Genomic DNA, 18834 nt, shown 5'->3' with positions numbered 1-18834 from the left:
CGCACGCTTGCGCCGCACTGTCGAGGTGAATGCACGCGATTGTTTGGACACTGAAAAGGGTCCATGACAGCCCGCGGCCGCGAACCACTACGGCTTTTGCCTGTCCGATCGGGTTCAGGCGAATCCGCCGGCAACACAAGCGCTTTTCATGCATGTACCTCCTGTCGAACCTGAGCCGCCTGGCGACGGCGTCCCGGACAACACCAGGCCGTTCTCCAGCCTCGGGGAATCCCTGAACATCCTGCTGGGCAGCCTGCGCGAGATGGTGCCGCTCAAGCGCTGGAGCGCCGCGCGCCATGACGAAGCGGGCTGGACCCTGCTCGACAGCGCCGCGCGCGAGGCAGCGGTGCGTGAAGGTCAGAACACGCCGGAGCTGGTCTGCCTGCGGCTGGCGGAAGATATGAAGCCGCGCTTCATCGCCGATGCGGTGGCAGCCGACGACAATGCCGACACCGCCGCGCTCGCCGCTGCGGGCATCGCCGCCTGCATCATCTGTCCGCTGATTTCCCGGCGCGGCGAACTACTGGGTGCGATTTTCGCGACGGATACGCGTGCGCAGCCGGCGTACAGCGCGGCGCAACGCCGACTGGTTGTCGGCCTGGCCAGGACGCTCTCAACCTTGTTCGCCTACAGCCTGCGCCACGAAGAGCCGCGCGAGGCGCGCATCCCCGACAACGAACCATTTGCGGGTCTGCCGAATCTGCACGCCTGGCAAAGCGCGATGGAAGACGAGGAAGCCGCGCTGGTCGAGACGGACGAGGATGCGCTGGCGATCATGATCGAAGTCGATGAAGGCCCGAACCCGGACTTCACCGAGACCGAACTGGCAATGGCGCATCACGGCGCGCTGTTGAAGACCTATCTGCGTGACCAGGACCGCGTGGCCCGCATCGGCCGCAACCATTTCGCGCTGCTGCTGCGCAATCTGTCCGGCGAACAGGCACAGGCGATGCTGGACAAGATAGCCGCGGCGCTGCGCCACGCCGGTGCCACTGCCGCGATCGGCTGCGCGCTGCGCCGCGCCAGCGGCACGCTGCCCGAAGCGTTCCGGATCGCGGATATCCGGATGTATAACGAGAAGCTGCGGCGGGGATGAGGACGTTGGGCTGACCAGCCCTTTCGATCTCATGAGGCATGGGTCTGCATAGGGTGGGCAGCCATTCCTACCATGTGCATGCGAGACAACTGCAGACAAATCGCGCGCCCTGTTCGTAGGGTGGGCGCAGCCCACCCTACGAATTTGCAGCAACGCGTAGGTTGGGCTGACGAAGGAAGCCCAACGAACGTTCGCGGTCCGCATGCGCCGATGTTGGGCTTGGCAGCCCAACCTACGAGCCAACGGACCGCTCCAAGAGACATGAACAGGCGCGCCTACTTCCCATCCTTCTCCGCCAGCTGCCGGTTCTTTTCCTCCAAAGTACGGATCAGCCCATCGACGCCGCCACGGCTGATCTCGGAAGCAAAGGTCGCCTTGTAGGTCTCGGACAACCAGGCGCCCATCACATTGACGTCGTAAATCTTCCAGCCCGAGGCATCGTGATGCAGCCGATAGCTGACCTGCACCGGCTCCGGGCGGCGCGGCAGGATCACTTCGGAATGTACCTCGGCATTGGTCGCGGAAGGATCGAGACGCATCGGCTTGAAGCGCAGCGTCTGGTCACGGATCTGCGACATCGCGCCGGCATAGGTATGCAGCAGCAGGTTGCGGAATTCCTCGGACACGCGCTCGCGCTGCTGCGGCGTGGCTTCGCGCCAGTAGCGTCCCATGGTCAGCGCGGTGCCGCGCTGGAAATCTAGGTGCGGCAGGATCAGCTTCTGCACCACCTCATAGATGCGCTTGCGATCGCCGGCCTGTATCGCCGGATCGGTGCGCGCGATCTGCATCACTTCGCCGCTCACGCGCTTGATCAGCACATCGGGCGGCTCGTTGCCACTCGCCTCTTCGGCACGAACGGTGCCGCACAGCGCGGACAGCAGCATGCCGATCAGCAGCAGAAAGCGGAGAACGGAAAATCGGAAGAAAGCTTGCATGATGGAATGGAGCGAGGATGGGCCACGCCCTTCGTGGAAAAGCCACCATGCTAGCGTCACCGCGCCGCGGGCGAGGTAACAAGTTGCAAGCGTCAGGTCGAATGCATCATGCCCTTTGATCGCGCGATGCGGCCATCCTTGCCGACCAGCAGCACATCCACACCCGGCAGCGTTGCGGCGATCTCGAGCGCGCGCCTGTGCCCGGTGACCATGAACGCCGTCGACAACGCATCGGCCAGGATGCCGTACGGCGCAGCCACCACGGTTTCAGCCAGCTCCAGGGGCGATGCGCCGGTGGCCGGGTCGAAGATGTGATGGCGCGCGAAGTCGGCGGAAAACGCGGTTGCGTAATCCCCGGAAGTAGCGATGCTGCGGCCATCCAGCGCCAGCGTGTCGAGGATGCCGTCCTCGCGGCGCGGATCGCGCACGCCCAGGGTCCATGGCCGGCCGCCGTCGGCGCGACCGAGGCTGCCGAATTCGCCGGTATCAATCAGCGCATGCCGGATGCCGCGTGCCGCCAGCGCCGCGCGCGCCAAATCCAGCGCATAGCCCTGGGCGATGCCGTTGAGCGTGATCGCCATGCCAGCATCCAGCGCGATGCGGCGCGTGTCAGAACGCACCCGGCGCCAGCCGAGCAGCGGCAATGCGTCTTTCGTCGCCCTGCCCTGCGAGGCCAGGTGCCATAGCGGCTGCACCGTGATGTCGAAAGCGCCATCGGTGAGCGCGGAAACGTCGCGCGCGGTGTCGAGCACTGTCAGCAGATGCCGATCAGGCGTATCGAGCGCGCCATCGCGGTTGAGCCGCGCGACCTGGCTGTCGGGTCGGTACAGGCTCATCAGCGCATCGATGCGCTTCGCCTCGGCCAGCGCCTCGGCGATAGCGCGCTCGGCGATTTTCCCATCGGCATGCAGGAGCTTCACGCCGATCACGGTGCCAAAGGCCAGGTCAGCACCGGCGTAAAGCCGCATGCCGCCCGGCAGCTCGCTGCGTGACAGCGTGCCCGCGCGTGGCAGCGGCGCGGCCAGCGCCAGCGCGCCCAGGCCCATCGCGGTTTGCATGAATCGGCGTCGTTGCATGCTCGCTCCTAAAGTTTCTCGACAGCGCGTATCGGTACGACGCGCGCGCGCTTCTTCTCGAGGATGCGCGGCGCGCACTGCGCATCGCTGTGGTAGATGACCACGCAATCCATGCATTGAAAGCATTCGTCGTAGCGCACCCGGCCATCGCGCTCGATGGCGCCGTAGTCGCAGCGATGGCGGCAGGTCTGGCACGGCTGGCCGCATTCGGCGCGGCGCGGCAGCCAGTTGAACAGGCGCATCCGGCCGAGCAGCGCCAGCCCTGCGCCGAAGGGGCACAGGTAGCGGCAGAAAGCCTTGTAGACGAAGGCGCTGGCCGCCAGCAGCAAAACGGCATACAGCACGAACGGCCACGAGCGCACGAAGCCGAGCGTGATCGCGGTCTTGAATGGCTCGGCTTCCACCAGGCTGTCCGTGAGCGCGGTCGAGAGGAACACGCTGCCGATGATGGCGGCGAGCACGCCGTACTTGATCAGCTTCAAGCGCGCATCCGCGGCGCGCGAGAGGCGCAGCTGCGGAATGCGCAGGGCGTGCGCCGCCTTGCCGACGAATTCCTGCAGCGCGCCGAACGGACACAGCCAGCCGCAAAAGGTGCCGCGTCCCCACACCACCAGCGACACCAGCACGAAAGCCCACAGGGACACGGTCATCGGGTCGTACAGCAGAAAGCCCAGGCCGCGCCCTTCGCGCAGCGCCTGTAGCGCGCCGGTGATGTTGACGATGGAGAGCTGGCCCTGTGCATACCAGCCGATGAAGATCGCGGTGAACAGCAGATAGCCCTGCCGGAACCAGGCGAAGCGCCGCGCGTTGGCAGTCAGCGCGCGCTGCCGTGCCAGTGCAATTGCCAGCACCGCCAGCCCCGCGGCCAGCAGCGCCAGTTCCGGCCAGCGCGCGCGCCAAGGCGCGCTCCAGCCGCCGTCGGCCTCGGGCGGCAGCACGACGAAGCGCGTTGGCAGCCGCAGCGCGGTGTGGAATGCACGATCGATGCGCTCGGGATAGATCACGCCCTTGCTGCGCCTGACCAGAAGCGTCACATCCAGCGGCTGCGCGGGATCCAGGCCAGCCTGCGCAATCACGCGGAACACCCGCATCGACATGCCGGCCAATGCCGACTCGCGCGGCTTCAGTTCCAGATCCAGATCGCGCATCTCGATATTCAGCCCGGACTGCTTGATCAGCAGCCGGTCCGGCACGGTGCCGGCAGTGAAGTCCTCGCCGATCACGCCATAGCGGCCGCGGTAGAACACCAGCAGCGCATGGTCGCCTGGCTCGAGCCGGTCCGACAGGCGTTTCCATGCTGCTTCGGTCAGCAGATTGCGGCCGATCGAAGGCACCGAAGCCAGCGCAATATATGCCTCGGAAAACAGCGCCTGCGGCTCGGCCTTCGCCACTGCGTCCAAGCCCTCGCCGTCGCTGCCGGCATACGCGGCTTCGACCTGCGCATTCGTCAGCGCCTGGTGCGCGACCATGCCTTCGGCTTCCAGTTGCGCCAGCGTCCTGGTTTCCAATACCTCCGTATTCACGCGCGCCACGCGGTCCGGATCACTCGCGCCGGAAAAGCCGAGCTTGGCGCGCGCCACCTTCAGCGCCGAGGACAGCACGCTCTGGTTGATGATGCGCACCGAGGCCGTCGCCTTGGCCACGCCATCCAGATGCACCGCGCCGCCCTCGCGCTTTCCACCCGCGCGCGGCGGCGTGTCGATGCGCACGCTGTCGGTGAGCGACAGGCCGCGGTACTGCGCCACGAAGGCATCCAGCGGCGCCGGGCCGAGGCCTTCGAGAAACACCGGCTCGTGCTGCGACAGCACACGCACATCAAGGAAATTGCCCTTGGCGTCGAGCAGGATCAGCAGGTTCGCCGGCACGCCGGAAAAGCCGGGAATCGGCGCGAGGTCCATGGATTCGAAGACATAGCCGACCAGCTGGGTTTCGGTGGCGTTCTGCCGGAACACCGGCCACACCGGCAGCGCGGCGTCCTTCTCGCCGACCTGGTAAGGCGATGGGTAGATCGACTTCAGCGCATCGCGCGTCATCACGCCGGCATGGGCCGTGGATAGCAGCGTGAGCGTGAGCGCAAGCAACGCAAGGAAGAGACGCAGCAGCGAGTGGAAGCGCAATGGTCGGTTCATGAATTGCCGTGGAACGGACTGGCCAATGAAAAGCGGTACCGGGCAGGTTTCATGCCATCACGAATGCGCGGCCACAGCGCCGTAGATGACGGCGCAATGTGGCGATACGGGACAGGATGTGTTGAATTTTGGAACAACCAACGAGTCGTCAATGCCGATGCAGAACAAGGGCGCGGCTGATAGGACTTACACCACGCCATTGCCCTTCTTCACGGCGTCACCGGCTGCACCCCATGCCTGGTGAAGATGCGCGCCATCTCGCCCGAAGCCGTCAATTCATCCGCCGCCTTCTGCAAGGCCTCGGCCAGATCGCGCGACTCCTTCTTCACCGCCATGCCAACCACCCAGCCGCGCGATGGCATGCGCTGGAAGGCCACTTCCTCCAGCGCATAATCCGCGTCGCCGTGCAGGGCCGCCTCGATGCCCGAGCGATTCGCCAGCACCGCGTCGACGTCACCTGATTTGAGCGCGGCCAACGCATCGGCTTCGGTCGGATAAATCTTCACCGCATCGCGAAAGCGTCCGTTCTGCTCGCCGAGCATCAGCATGCCCGAGATCGAGACCTGTTCGACGCCTATGCGCTTTCCGGCAAGAGAGTCGAGGCCGGCGAATTGCGGTACGCGCTTGACGCTGCGCACCAGACGCAGGGTTTCGCGGTAATACGGTGCAAAGATCTCGACCTTGTCGTTCTGCGCCATCAGACGCCTATCCACTGGCACATGCAGCATCACGTCAGCCGGGCCATACCCGAGGTAATGGCCCTTCCACACCATGTTGCGCAAGTCGTCGTTCAAGTCGTCGCCGGCTGGAAACGGCAGCAGCGACAGCTTCAGACCGAGCTTCTCGGCCAGCGCCTGCGCCAGATCGACATCGATGCCGCCGGCATTGCCGTAAAACGGCGGCATGTCCTTGTACACCGCGACCTTCAGCGTACCCGATTCACGCAGCTTGCCAAGGTCGGCCCAGGCCGGCAGCGCGGCAGCCATCGCGCAGGCCGCGGCCAGCATGGCCGCCGCGCGCCGCATCGTCATTGCGAACATATGGGTCTCCTCTCGTGTTCTTATCGTGTCGTAATACCGCCGCTTCCTATTCCGTGGTGCGCCGGGTTTCCAGATAGGACTTGATTGCCCACACCGCTTCCTGGTTCAGGATGCCTTCGAACGGCGGCATGTACACCGCGCCATTGCGCACCTTGCCATGACGTACGCTGGTGACGAAGTAATCCTCGTTGTCCTTGAAGCAGGCCTTCTTCTTCGCTTCGACCTTCAGACCCATGCAGTCGCGGTCAAGCTTGCGCAGATCCGGCGCGATGCCGCCCGAAATCGCTTCGATGCCATGGCAGCGCGCGCAATTCTGGCCAAAGGCCGAGGCGCCGATTTTCTGTGCTTCGGCATTGCCGCTGTAGGGATTGGCGTTGAGCCATTTTTCTCCGAGCGGTGGCAGCGTATGGGTGTCCACGGCTTGCGGCGTGACGTCGCCGTGGGCATGGGCGGCCAGGGAAAGCGTGCCGCAGGCGGCCAGCACAAGGGCGGAAAGAAGGTTACGGGTTTTCATCGGATGTCTCCTGTATGGTTGCTGGAATGATTGCGACAGTCTTCGCAATTGCCATGCCAGCCCGCATGTTCTCCCCGTTGTGCCCCTTCCCCTGTGCCCCATGCGTGTCAAACCCACGCCGGGATTGCGTCATTTTTAAACAGGTGTACCATTGCCCGAAAAATAGCGATAAAAACTGAAACATCCCATCGATACCATCAGTCCAGGAGCGATGCATGGAAGGAGACAACACCGGCGCCGGCCAGTCTGGCAGCGCCGTCGCGGATGCGAAGCGGCTTGGCATGCTTTCTGCAATCTGTACGGAGACCATGCTCGACGAATCCCACCAGCGCTGCGCCGCCTACGGCTTATCGACCACCGAGAAGCCCGACTTCGATCCGATTGCGAGAAACGATCTGAGCCTGATCGTCGAGCAGAACCGGGTGCTCTACACCCATGCGCTGCCGGTGATGGAAACGCTGTACGACCAGATCATCAACACCCACAACATGGTGGTGCTGACCGATGCCAACGGACTGATCGTGCATGCGCTCGGCGATGACGATTTTCTGGAAAAGGCCAACCGGGTTGCGCTGCAGCCGGGCGTGTCGTGGTCCGAGGAAGGCAAGGGCACGAATGCGATCGGCACGGCGATCGTCGAGAAGAAGCCGACGCTGGTGCATGCGAATCAGCACTATCTGCGCGCCAATCACTTCCTCACCTGCTCGGCCGCGCCCATCTTCAATCACCAGGGCGATGTGATCGGCGTGCTCGATGTCACCGGCGACAAGAGCAGCTATCACCAGCACACGATGGCGCTGGTGCGCATGTCCGCGCAGATGATCGAGAACCACTTGTTCTCCGCTGCCTTTGACGATGCGATCACGCTGCACTTTCACAGCCGGCCCGAATTCATCGGCACGCTGATGGAAGGCATCGCTTCGTTCTCGCCGAGCGGCCGCTTCCTGTCTGCCAGCCGCAGCGGCCTGTTTCAGCTCGGCCTGCCGCTGTCGGCATTGAAGACGCATACCTTCAGCTCGCTGTTCGGCTTGCCGGTGTCAGCGCTGTTCGATCACTACCGTACCGCCTGCCCGGGCCTGTTGAACCTGTGTCTGCACAATGGCGTGCGCGTCTTCGTTCGCGCCGAAATGCGTCGCACCAACCTTACCTTCCATGCGATGCCCGAAGCGCTGGCGCGCGATGCGGCTCCCCGCGTTGCGCCACAGCCGGCCGCCAGCGAAACGCAGCCGCGCCGCATGTCCAGCCTGCGCTATCTGAACACCGGCGATGCGCAGGTCGAGCGCCTGATCGAGAAGCTCAGCAAGGTCATCGGCCGCGATATTCCCATCCTTGTCACCGGCGAAACCGGCACCGGCAAGGACTTGCTGGCGCAGGCGATCCACAACGATTCGCCGCGTGCCAAAGGCCCGTTCGTCGCGGTGAATTGCGCATCGATACCGGAAACCCTGATTGAATCCGAACTCTTCGGCTACGAGGACGGCGCCTTCACCGGCGCGCGCAAGAAGGGCAGCATCGGCAAGATCCTGCAAGCCAACGGCGGCACGCTATTCCTCGATGAAATCGGCGACATGCCGATGAGCCTGCAGGTGCGGCTGTTGCGGGTGCTGCAGGACCGCATGGTCACGCCGCTGGGCAGCACCAAGTCGATTCCGGTGAATGTGGCGCTGATCTGCGCCACCAACCGCAACCTGCGCGAGATGATTGCGCTGAACACCTTTCGCGAAGACCTCTACTACCGCCTCAACGGCCTGGTGGTGAAGCTGCCGCCGCTGCGCGAGCGCAGCGACCTCGACGCCGTGATCGAGAAGCTGCTGGCCACCGAAGCGGAAGGCCGCCCCTGCCGCGTGTCGGATGAAGTCATGCGCATGTTCCGTCAGCACAAGTGGCCCGGCAACTTCCGCCAGCTCACCAACCTGCTGCGCACCGCGATCGTGATGCTGGGCGACGATGCCGAGATCCTGCCTGAGCATCTGCCGGACGACTTCCTCGACGACATCAGCCATGCGCAGCGACAGAACGCCAGCGACACGATAGAACGCATCGTCTCCGACATGTCGCGGCTCGAGGATGTGGAAGCCTCGGTGATCCGCAAATCACTGGAGGCGCACGGCGGCAATGTCTCCGCCACCGCGCGCGCATTGGGCGTATCGCGCAATACGATCTATCGCAAGATGCAGCACTGATTCGGGCTCGTGCGCGGTACCTTGCGTGTGAGCTCCGGCAGACCCATGGCGTGATGGATGACTCGTAGGGTGGGAAAAGCCCACGCGGTCTTCGTCCGATCGACGAAACGCGTGGGTTGCACCCACCCTACGCATGGTCAGCCCCATATGCACATGCGGTAGATAGACTCCGGCCTCGCCATTCAACCGCCTCACTGTTGCGTTATGGAGCAGCCTTGTTGCCGAATGCAACAGCGCCAGGAGCGCGACACGCGCAATCAGCTTGCCCATGCGCGGCATGGAACTTGCGTCAACGGCGTCTACAACATGCATACGCACCGGAGACGCCACACGATGCCGCAAGCCATTCCCCGCAGGGCGCCGCGATGAGACGCGCCGCCGCGCTGTCGCATCCATCCATGCCCGTGGCGTCTGCCGCGCCCGACACCCTGTTCCATGCATGGCTGGCCTTCGCTGGCGTGCTGCTGTTCGCAGCCGCTTTGCTGTGGCAGACCGGCGTGTGGGCCATGCTGGCCGATGCCGATCCGACCGGCATCACCTTGCTGATCATTGCCGTCTTCACCGGCAGCACGGCCTGGTGCGGCATGCGCTGCCGCGCGCTATGCCGTGAACGCGCGCAGCTCAATGCCTGGCGGCGCGCATCCATCGCGCCCGAGCACGGCGGCAGCATCGATGCCTATCTGCGCGACCTTGCCGCACCCGATGCGGATGCCTCCTCGCGCACCGCGCTGGCCGAAGTACTGGCCGAACGCCTGCACGGCCCGAGCGACACCGCGTGGTGGGTCAACGGCATACAGATCAAGCTTGGCCTGCTGGGCAAGGTGATCGGCTTTTCGATACTGGCAATGCAGCTCTCGCGCATCGAGAATTTCGATCCGGCCCAGACCCAGCATCTGCTCAAGACACTTACCGGCGGCCTCGGCATTGCCCTGCTGACCACCGCGGTCGGCCTGGTGGCCAACATGCTGCTCGGCCTGCAACTCACGCGCATCGACCGCTGCTGCGATGGGCTGATCGCCGATGCGATGCAATTCGCCGAGACCGGCGGCAATGGACGGAACGCCTGATGGCCCTGCGGCGCGGCCGGGGACGGCGCGAGACCGAAGTCGATCCGTTCTATGACATGCTGTTCAACATCCTGATCGCCTTCGTGTTCTGCTTCATCATCGCGATGCTGGCAATGAATCCGCAGGCGAAGAAGGCCGGCGACGTGCCAGCCAAGGCCGAGTTCATCATCACCGTCACCTGGCCCGACAACGATCCGAACGATATCGACACCTGGGTGCAGGACCCGGGCGGCAACCTGGTCTGGTTCAAGGAGCGCGAGTCCGGGCTGATGCACCTGGACCGCGACGACCGCGGCAGCGTGGGCGACACGCTGATCGTCAACGGCCGCGAAATCGTCAACCCCTTGAACCAGGAAGTCGTCACGCTGCGCGGCTTCGCGCCCGGCGAATACACGGTCAACGTGCAGTACTACGAAAGCCGCAACCGGCAGCCGGTGGATGTGACGGTGTCGCTGGTCAAGGTCAATCCGCGAGCCGAGGTAGCGTATTACGGCACGGTCAAGCTGCCAGCCAAGGGAGCGGAGCGCACCGCGGTGCGCTTCACCGTCAGCGCGGACGGCGCGCTTTCCGACATCAACACCATTCCGAAAACCCTCGTGAAGACCGAATGAACGATTACTCCCTGCATCTGACCATTGCTTATGTAGCGCTGGCCTTCCTGCTGTTGATCCTGTGCCTGGCCACGCGCTGGCGCGCATGGATCAAGATCGGCATGATCGCGCTGGTCACCGCGTCCTACTTCATCGCGCAATCGGCGTTCCAGGGCATGCTCGGCTGGCCGGCGGCCAAGTCGCCGCCGGAGAAATTCGTGCTGCTCGCGGTGGTCGCGGAAGAGCCGGACAAGGAACGCGGCACGCGTGGCGCGCTGTATGTCTGGGTCAATGCGATGCAGGGCACGAAGCCCGCCGCTGAGCCGCGCGCATATCGCCTGCCGTATGCGCGCGACCTGCATGCGCTCTTGGGCGAGGCGATGAAGAAGAACCGGCAGGGCATCAGCCAGATCGGTACGCTGGAGGCGCCGGCCGGCGGCAAGGGCGGCGCGTGGTTCCGGCTTGCGGCGGACCCGAATGTGAAGATCCGCATCAGCGATGCGCCGGCGCCGCAATTGCCGGAGAAATGAACGTGCGCATCCGCCCTGCCCTCATCACCCTGGTTGCGCTGCTGTGCGGCTGCGGCGCGAAGATCGGCGACTCCTGGTTTCCGCTCACGCCCGGCGCGCGCTGGACCTATGCGGTCGACACCGAATCGGATGGCGCGACCAGGCACGGCGAGCAGACCATCACGGTGCTGGACGAGCGCAGCCATGACGGCAAGCCGCTGTACATCCGGCGCAGCGAAACGCCCGACAACATCGGCATTGAATACTGGCTGCGTGAAACACCGCAGGGCATACAGCGCATCGCGCAACGCATCGATCTGCAGGAGCGTGCGGTGCTGGATGAGCAGCCGCGCACCGTGCTGAAGTTCCCCTTGGCGCAGGGCACGAGCTGGCGCGTGCCGACGGTGGCCTACACGATGACCAGGAAGCATGAATATCCGCGCGAGCTGAAGTACGGCCGCGGGATGCTGATGAATTACACGGTAGAGGCCGTTGATGAACGGGTCGAGGTTCCCGCAGGCAGCTATGCGCATTGCGCGCGCATCGTCGGCCGCGCCGAGATGACGCTGTTCGTGGACCCGGTGCGCGGCTTCTCGAAGATACCGGTGACCAGCACCGAATGGTATTGCCGCGGCATCGGTCTGGTGAAGCTCGAGCGCAGCGAAGAGGTATCGGGCGCGTTTTACAGCGGTGGCAAGGTCAGCATGGTATTGACGGATTTTTCGCCGCGCTGAATGGGGCGAGCAACGCGTAGGTTGGGCTGACGCAGGAAGCCCAACGGGAGTTCGCGCGAGATCGGGCTTTATGTTGGGCTTGGCAGCCCAACCTACGCACCTAAGCCTTGACGACCTTGGCAAAGAACCCGACGCCACAAATGAAATCGGGATGCCTTGAAGGCATCCCGATGTGTCTGGTTGCGGGGGCAGGATTTGAACCTACGACCTTCGGGTTATGAGCCCGACGAGCTGCCAGACTGCTCCACCCCGCGTCTGAAGGCTCGCATTGTACAGGGCATGACTGCGGGATACAAGGGCAGCACGGCATGCGGCGCAAGACCAAGAATCGGATGGCCATTGCGCATCATCGGGTGATGCGCAATGGCCATTCCGCCGGCACTGATCTCGATGATCCATGAACACCGCGTGGGCTGGCGCCCACCCTACGGATCCGCGCGGACTGCAGCCCGCGCTTCTCTTCAGCCGTTTCCTCGTGCCGTAATAAAAAGAAGGCCGGAGCCCGAAAGCCCCGGCCGAATCTGCCAATGGCAGCGAGAGACCGCACTACAACTTCACACTACAGCTTCAATCGATTCAGTTCGACGCCAGCTTGAACACCCACACCGAGCCGCCCTGCTCGAGGAAGTTGACCTTCTTCGCCACTTCTCCGCCCCACAGCGGCACCGCGCCGCCCCAGCCGGAGACCACAGCCACGTACTGCGTATTGCCGTCCTTCCAGGTGATCGGCGGCGCGACCACGCCCGAGCCGGTCTGGAACTTCCACAGCTCCTTGCCGGTCTTGGCGTCCAGCGCCTTCAGATAGCCTTCCGGGGTGCCGTAGAACACCAGGTCGCCGCCGGTGGTCAGCACGCCGCCCCACAGCGGCGCATTGTTCTTCGCTTCCCACGCGATCTTGCCGGTCTTCGGGTCGATGGCGCGCAACGCGCCGATGTAGTCATCGTTTAGCGGCTTGATGGTGAAGCCCGCGCCGAGATAGGCAGCGCCCTTCTTGTAGCTGATCGGCTCGTTCCAGATCTCCATGCCCCATTCATTGGCCGGCACGTAGAACATGCCGGTCTTCGGGCTGTAGGCCATCGGCATCTGGTTCTTGCCACCCAGGAACGACGGCGCAGCGAATACCGACTCGCCCTTCTTGCCGTCCGTGCCCTTGGTCGGATCGCCCGGACGGCCTTCCGGCGTGTAGTTCGGGCGGCCGGTCTTGAGGTCGATGCCCGTGGCCCAGGTGATCTTCTTCACGAATGGGAAAGCGTTCTCGAGCTTGCCGTTGTTCGCGTCGACGACATAGAAGAAGCCATTGCGGTCGGCCTTGCCGCCGTAGCGCTTGCCGTTCATGTCGAAGGTAACGAACTCGTTCACGCCGTCGAAGTCCCAGCCGTCGTGCGGCGTGGTCTGGTAGTGCCACTTGATCTGGCCGGTCTTGACATCGATGGCCACGGTGGACGAGGAGAACAGGTTGTCGCCGGGACGCAGATGGCTGTTCCATGGCGACGGATTGCCGGTGCCGAAGTAAGCCAGATGGGTCTTCGGATCATAGGTGCCGCCCAGCCAGGTCGCGGCGCCGCCGGTCTTCCACAGTTCGCCCGGCCAGGTCTTGTTGGTGGTGCCGGAGATGCCGTTATCGGTAGCCTTGCCATCGGCATCGTACTTGTAGCCCATGTGGCCTTCGACAGTCGGACGCGACCATACCAGCTGACCCGTCTTCGGATCGCGCGCTTCAACGCGGCCGACCACGCCGAATTCGCCGCCGGAGACGCCAGTCAGCAGCAAGCCATCCGCGATCAGCGGCGCGGCGGTGTTGGAATAGCCGGCGGCATAGTCATCCACCTTTTCCTTCCACACGACTTCGCCGGTGTCCTGGTTCAGGGCAACGAGTTGCGCATCCAGCGTGCTGAAGATCACGAGGTTGTCATACAGCGCCGCGCCGCGGTTGACCACGTCGCAGCAGGGCATGATGCCTTCGGGCAGGCGGTGTTCATACTTCCACAGCTTCTTGCCGGTCTTCGCGTCAAGCGCATAGATGCGCGAATACGAGCCGGTAACGAACATCTTGCCGTTGTAGATCAGCGGCTGCGATTCCTGGCCGCGCTGCTTCTCGCCGCCGAAGGAGAACGACCATGCCGGCACCAGCTTGGCGACGTTCTTGGTATTCACCTGGTTCAAGGGCGAGAAACGCTGCCCTTCCTGGTTGACGCCCCAGGTCAGGACGTTGTCGCCCTTGCTGGCGCTGGATTCGATCATGGCGTTGGTGACGCCGGCCGCGCCGGCCAGGGTCGATGCGCCGAGCGCGCCCGCCACCAGCGTGGCCAGTATTGTCTTGTGCATTGCTGCCTCCTCGTATAGGTATGGTTGGCTACGTGTGTTCACAGGCTGGCCATGATCCGCATCGCGGCCAGCCTTCCTCCGAAAAACTTTCAGGACCCTTCTCTTGCGACGTCACCGGCGCGACGTCGCGCTTCCAGCCGCTCCGCTTCTTCCTCGGTGTACAGGCGCGAGCGCGTGAGAAAGCGCCTGCCTGTGCCGTTATCCAGCGAAAACATGCCGCCCATGCCGGGCACGACATCGATGATCAATTGCGTGTGCTGCCAGTACGCGAATTGCTCGGCGCCGATGTAGAACGGCACGCCATCGAGGTTGCCGAGGTAGACGTCTTCCTCGCCAACCTGGAAGTCGCCGGCCGCGTAACACATCGGCGAGCTGCCGTCGCAACAGCCGCCGGACTGGAAGAACATCAGCGGACCATGCCTGTCCCTGAGTTCGGCGAGCAGCGCCAGCGCAGCCTTTGTTGCGGTAACGCGTGGTACGAGTGCTTGCATCCTTGATCCATCCCGGTTGTGTTGCGCTCCGGCCCTGAGTGGCCGGAGCTTCCTGCTTACCGCTTCGACTTCAGAAGAAGCCGAGCGCGTTCGGGCTGTAGCTCACCAGCAGGTTCTTGGTTTGCTGATAGTGGTCCAGCATCATCTTGTGGTTCTCGCGACCGATGCCGGATTGCTTGTAGCCGCCGAAAGCCGCATGCGCCGGATACAGGTGGTAGCAGTTGGTCCATACGCGGCCGGCCTGGATCTCGCGGCCCATGCGGAAGGCGCGCGCGCTGTCGCGGGTCCACAAGCCGGCGCCGAGGCCATACAGCGTGTCGTTGGCGATTTCCAGCGCTTCGGCTTCATCCTTGAACTTCGCTACCGACACCACCGGGCCGAAGATCTCTTCCTGGAAGATGCGCATCTTGTTGTTGCCTTCGAAGATGGTCGGCTTGATGTAGTAGCCGCCCGAGAGGTCACCGCCGAGCGGATTGCGCTCGCCGCCGGTGCGCACCGTCGCGCCTTCCTGGCGACCGATGTCGAGATAGGACAGGATCTTCTCGAGCTGTTCCTGCGAGGCCTGCGCGCCGATCATGGTGCTGGAGTCGAGCGGATTGCCCTGGCGGATCGCCTCGACGCGCTTGGTTGCGCGCTCCATGAAGCGGTCGTAGATCGATTCCTGCACCAGCGCGCGCGACGGGCAGGTGCAGACCTCGCCCTGGTTCAACGCGAACATCGCGAAGCCCTCGAGGCACTTGTCGAAGAAGGCGTCGTCCTTGTCCATCACGTCTTCGAAGAAGATGTTCGGCGACTTGCCGCCCAGCTCCAGCGTGACCGGGATCAGGTTCTGCGATGCGTATTGCATGATCAGGCGGCCGGTGCCGGTTTCGCCGGTGAAGGCGATCTTGGCGATGCGCTTGCTCGAAGCCAGCGGCTTGCCTGCTTCGAGGCCGAAGCCGTTGACGATGTTGACCACGCCCGGCGGCAGCAGGTCGGCGATCAATTCGATCAGCACCATGATCGAGGCCGGGGTTTGTTCCGCCGGCTTCAGCACCACGCAGTTGCCCGCGGCCAGCGCCGGCGCCAGCTTCCACACCGCCATCAGGATCGGGAAGTTCCATGGAATGATCTGGCCGACCACGCCGAGCGGCTCATGGAAGTGATAGGCATAGGTCTCGGAATCGATCGGCGCGATCGAGCCTTCCTGCGCGCGGATGCAGCCGGCGAAGTAGCGGAAGTGGTCGATGGCCAGCGGAATGTCGGCGGCCATGGTTTCGCGGATCGGCTTGCCGTTGTCGATGGTTTCCGCCGTGGCCAGCAATTGCAGGTTGGCTTCCATGCGATCGGCAATGCGGTTCAGGATGCCGGCGCGCTCGGCCGGCGAGGTCTTGCCCCAGGCGCGCTTGGCGGCATGGGCGGCGTCCAGCGCCAGCTCCACGTCTTCTGCGGTGGAACGCGCCACTTCGCAGAAGGACTTGCCTATCACGGGGCTGACGTTCTCGAAGTATTCGCCGCGCACCGGAGCGACGAATTTGCCGCCGATGAAGTTGTCGTAGCGCTGCTTGAACGGGTTCTTGACGCCCAGCTTATCGATTTCGGCCAGATTCATGGTGTCTTCCTCTTGAGGATGGTTGGGGGTTATTCGGGTGTAAGCCGCGTATTCGCCTACCTGGTAACGCAATCCCTGTGCCACCTCGTTACTACTGGCCTTTTGGCTATAACGCACCCCATGCACATGCCGCGATATGCGCAACGGGCTGCGCCATTGCTCAATTTCTGCACACCTGTGTTTCGTCGCGATACAGCGTGACGTCGGATCAGGGGGCCGGTCGGCATGCGATTCGATGGAGGTGCGTAGGTTGGGCTGACGAAGCAAGCCCAACGGGGGACCGCATGGGATCGGGGTGTCGTTGGGCTTGCCAGCCCAACCTACGCACTTGATCCACGAGAAGGCCGTTTTGCGTAGGTTGGGCTGACGCAGGAAGCCCAACGGGGGTCGGCACGGAATCGGGCTTCATGTTGGGCTTGGCAGCCCAACCTACGCAGCTACGCAGCCCAACCCGCAGATCGCAGCGGACGCCGTCAAAGAAAAGGCCGGCGCTGGGCCGGCCCGGTATGCGGATGCGCGCATTCAGCGCCGATGCCGCGGCAGCATGCGCTGGAACACCTCGTCGCGATCGATCAGCAGGTGCTTGAACGCGGCCAGCACATGCAAGGCAACCAGCACCGCGAGTACGGTCGCATTCACGTCATGGACCTCGCCGAAGAAGTCGCTCACCGCCTCGCCCCGCAGCCCCGGCGGTGATACCGGGATGCCGAAAAACTTCACGCCATATTTGCTGTAGGCCGAGGCGATATAGCCCGACAGCGGCTGGATCAGGATGCAGGCGTACAGCAGCCAGTGCGTGATGTGCGCCACGCGCATCTCCCAGCCAGCCATGCTCGCCGGCAGCGCGGGCGGACGATGGCGCAAGCGCCACAGCAGGCGCAGCACCACCAGCGTCAGCACCAGCACGCCGATCGACTTGTGCAGATTGACGTAGAAGCCGCGCGCCGGCGTGTTCTTCGGTATGTCTTCCAGAGACCATCCGAGCCAGAGCATGAACAGGATCAGCGCCGCGATCATCCAGTGCAGCGCCATTGCCTGCCAGGTATAGCGTTCGCTGGCGTGCCCTTGCGCGAGCGACTGCGCCACGCCGGTATCCTTGGCGTTCATTGGATTGCGACTCCCCATGGCAATGCCCCCACTTCGATTTCCTTGCTGACGCGCTTGGCGGCAGTGTCGATCACGGAGACGGAATTGGAACGGCCATTGGCCACATACAGCTTGGCGCCGTCCGGCGTAATGGCCATGTTCCACGGCCGCTTGCCCACCGGGATGGTGGCGATGACGGCATTGCTGGCGGTATCGATCACCGACACCGAGCCATCCTTGCCGTTGGACACATACACCCGCTTGCCGTCCGGCGCCATCGTCACGCCGTTGGAGAAGTTGCCAGCCTGGATGTTGGCGATGACTTTGCGGTTCGGCACATCGATTGCATAGACACGGCTTTCCATCTCGCAGGCGACATAGGCAATCTTGCCATCCGGTGTGAAAGCGATGCCGCGCGGCCGGCGGCCGACCTGTACCGAAGCCACCTCGCGTTTCGCATCGACATCGACGAAGTCCACGGTATCGGCTTCCTCCGCGCTGACGATGACGAGCTTGCCGTCGGGACTGAACACCGCATGCTCGGGGTTCTTGCCCTGGGTCGCCACCGAGAAAGCCTTCTGGTTGCTCGCGGTATCGATGAAGTTGACCGCGTTGCTGATCTCGCTGGCGGCGGCGATCCACTTGCCGTCGCGCGAGGCTTCCACGCCCTCGGGCGACTCGCCCAGCGCCACGCTGCCCTTGGTCTTGCGGGTGGCAAGATCGATCATCACCAGCGCATTGGCCGGCTGGTCGCTGACATACAGCGTGTTCCTGGCGATCGCCACGCCACGCGGCTTGGAGCCGGCGGGAACAGTGGCAACGACGGTGTCGCTTGCGGTGTCGATGACCGATACCGTGCCGGATTTCTCATTCGGCACGTAGGCAAATGGTGCGGCCAATGCGATACCTGGGATGAACAGCAGGCAGGCGCAATAGCGGCGTAGGGTGGCGGACTGGCGCCTCTGGATCATTGATGTCTCCTTCCTTGTGCTTGGCGTGGGACGCATGCGACGGCATGCTTGACGGGGTCCTGATGCAAACCGCATGCCGGGCTGCGGGGCGGTCAGTATAGCTTTGCGAAGGAATGGTCGCGGTTCGTCGCGTCAACAGAACCCGGACCTGCGCCCAGCGCGGTCCGGATCATGAAGCATGGAGCCATGGATGATCCCGAAGAAGGAAACGGAGCAGGACAATCAGGATTTGAATTCGTCGTCCGGTTCCGGGGGCGGTGACTCGCCGGCCGTTCCGGCGGCGGCCAGCCAGTCGAGGTCGTTGTCGGACAGCGAGCGGCTTTCGGTTTTCAGGCGGCGCTTCAGTCGGTCGAGCGCGCCGGCGGGTGGGTTCTGGTTGTTGTAATGGGCGGCGAGATCGCCGAGGAGCTTGTCCAGGCCTGCTTCCTTGTCGTTCACGGTGTTTCCTCTTTGGTAAATGCTGCGGTTCGATGAGCTGGAGTCATTTCCAGCGACTG

Annotated in this window: 17 protein-coding genes and 1 tRNA gene; 6 read left to right on the top strand and 12 right to left on the bottom strand. The window is 63.8% G+C overall.

Features of this window, described 5'->3' with window-relative positions:
- The first annotated feature begins 148 nt into the window (after window positions 1-148).
- Window positions 149-1096: a GAF domain-containing protein gene (locus JJB74_RS05290; protein WP_200590805.1), complete on the top strand. Its 948-nt coding sequence runs from the start codon at window positions 149-151 to the stop codon at window positions 1094-1096.
- Between the two features lie 275 nt (window positions 1097-1371).
- On the opposite strand, the gene JJB74_RS05285 is transcribed toward JJB74_RS05290, so the two are convergent.
- The 5 genes from JJB74_RS05285 to pedF all read right to left on the bottom strand — a co-directional run bounded on the left by JJB74_RS05285 (window position 1372) and on the right by pedF (window position 6790).
- Window positions 1372-2031 carry an MlaC/ttg2D family ABC transporter substrate-binding protein gene (locus JJB74_RS05285; RefSeq protein WP_234483994.1) on the bottom strand — a complete coding sequence of 220 codons (660 nt, stop codon included), beginning with the start codon at window positions 2029-2031 and terminating at the stop codon, window positions 1372-1374.
- 92 nt (window positions 2032-2123) lie between these two features.
- On the bottom strand, window positions 2124-3107 hold the full coding sequence (locus JJB74_RS05280) for an FAD:protein FMN transferase (protein ID WP_200590804.1): 984 nt from the start codon (window positions 3105-3107) through the stop codon (window positions 2124-2126).
- 8 nt (window positions 3108-3115) lie between these two features.
- Entirely contained in the window at window positions 3116-5236 is a 2121-nt protein-coding gene (locus JJB74_RS05275; RefSeq protein ID WP_200590803.1) for a 4Fe-4S binding protein, read from the bottom strand.
- Between the two features lie 209 nt (window positions 5237-5445).
- On the bottom strand, window positions 5446-6276 hold the full coding sequence (locus JJB74_RS05270) for a substrate-binding periplasmic protein (protein ID WP_234483993.1): 831 nt from the start codon (window positions 6274-6276) through the stop codon (window positions 5446-5448).
- A 46-nt stretch (window positions 6277-6322) separates the two neighbouring features.
- Window positions 6323-6790: a cytochrome c-550 PedF gene (pedF, locus tag JJB74_RS05265; protein ID WP_200590802.1), complete on the bottom strand. Its 468-nt coding sequence runs from the start codon at window positions 6788-6790 to the stop codon at window positions 6323-6325.
- 281 nt (window positions 6791-7071) lie between these two features.
- On the opposite strand from pedF, the gene JJB74_RS05260 reads away from it, so the two are divergent.
- The 5 genes from JJB74_RS05260 (at window position 7072) to JJB74_RS05240 (ending at window position 11873) form a co-directional block, all read left to right on the top strand.
- The gene (locus JJB74_RS05260; RefSeq protein WP_407672290.1) at window positions 7072-8973 is read left to right on the top strand and encodes a sigma-54-dependent Fis family transcriptional regulator; all 1902 of its coding nucleotides are present in this window, start codon (window positions 7072-7074) and stop codon (window positions 8971-8973) included.
- Window positions 8974-9338: 365 nt separating this feature from the next.
- Complete coding sequence (locus JJB74_RS05255; RefSeq protein WP_234483992.1) at window positions 9339-10040, top strand: MotA/TolQ/ExbB proton channel family protein; 702 nt, start codon at window positions 9339-9341, stop codon at window positions 10038-10040.
- Complete coding sequence (locus JJB74_RS05250; protein WP_200590801.1) at window positions 10040-10651, top strand: hypothetical protein; 612 nt, start codon at window positions 10040-10042, stop codon at window positions 10649-10651. Before JJB74_RS05255 ends, JJB74_RS05250 begins: the two co-directional genes overlap by 1 nt.
- On the top strand, window positions 10648-11160 hold the full coding sequence (locus tag JJB74_RS05245; protein WP_200590800.1) for a hypothetical protein: 513 nt from the start codon (window positions 10648-10650) through the stop codon (window positions 11158-11160). The genes JJB74_RS05250 and JJB74_RS05245 overlap by 4 nt, the downstream gene beginning before the upstream one ends.
- A 2-nt stretch (window positions 11161-11162) precedes the next feature.
- Window positions 11163-11873: a hypothetical protein gene (locus JJB74_RS05240; RefSeq protein ID WP_200590799.1), complete on the top strand. Its 711-nt coding sequence runs from the start codon at window positions 11163-11165 to the stop codon at window positions 11871-11873.
- 177 nt (window positions 11874-12050) lie between these two features.
- Here JJB74_RS05240 and JJB74_RS05235 read toward each other — a convergent pair.
- The 7 genes from JJB74_RS05235 to JJB74_RS05205 all read right to left on the bottom strand — a co-directional run bounded on the left by JJB74_RS05235 (window position 12051) and on the right by JJB74_RS05205 (window position 18775).
- Window positions 12051-12127 (bottom strand) — tRNA-Met (locus JJB74_RS05235).
- Window positions 12128-12449: 322 nt separating this feature from the next.
- Window positions 12450-14198, bottom strand: coding sequence for a PQQ-dependent methanol/ethanol family dehydrogenase (locus JJB74_RS05230; protein WP_200590798.1), 1749 nt, complete (start codon window positions 14196-14198; stop codon window positions 12450-12452).
- Window positions 14199-14287: 89 nt separating this feature from the next.
- Window positions 14288-14689 carry a DUF779 domain-containing protein gene (locus JJB74_RS05225; RefSeq protein ID WP_200590797.1) on the bottom strand — a complete coding sequence of 134 codons (402 nt, stop codon included), beginning with the start codon at window positions 14687-14689 and terminating at the stop codon, window positions 14288-14290.
- 70 nt (window positions 14690-14759) lie between these two features.
- A complete protein-coding gene (gene adh, locus JJB74_RS05220) occupies window positions 14760-16280 on the bottom strand; it encodes an aldehyde dehydrogenase (RefSeq protein ID WP_200590796.1) in 1521 nt (506 codons plus the stop codon).
- A 522-nt stretch (window positions 16281-16802) separates the two neighbouring features.
- Window positions 16803-17387, bottom strand: coding sequence for a cytochrome b (locus tag JJB74_RS05215; RefSeq protein WP_200590795.1), 585 nt, complete (start codon window positions 17385-17387; stop codon window positions 16803-16805).
- Window positions 17384-18337, bottom strand: coding sequence for a beta-propeller fold lactonase family protein (locus tag JJB74_RS05210; RefSeq protein ID WP_200590794.1), 954 nt, complete (start codon window positions 18335-18337; stop codon window positions 17384-17386). The genes JJB74_RS05215 and JJB74_RS05210 overlap by 4 nt, the downstream gene beginning before the upstream one ends.
- Before the next feature lie 222 nt (window positions 18338-18559).
- Entirely contained in the window at window positions 18560-18775 is a 216-nt protein-coding gene (locus tag JJB74_RS05205) for a hypothetical protein (RefSeq protein ID WP_200590793.1), read from the bottom strand.
- Window positions 18776-18834 lie beyond the last annotated feature (59 nt).

This window comes from Noviherbaspirillum pedocola, assembly GCF_016632335.1.
GTDB lineage: Bacteria > Pseudomonadota > Gammaproteobacteria > Burkholderiales > Burkholderiaceae_D > Noviherbaspirillum_A > Noviherbaspirillum_A pedocola.
The sequence above is the reverse complement of the archived record's forward strand: the minus strand, read 5'-3'. Positions and strand labels throughout refer to the sequence as shown.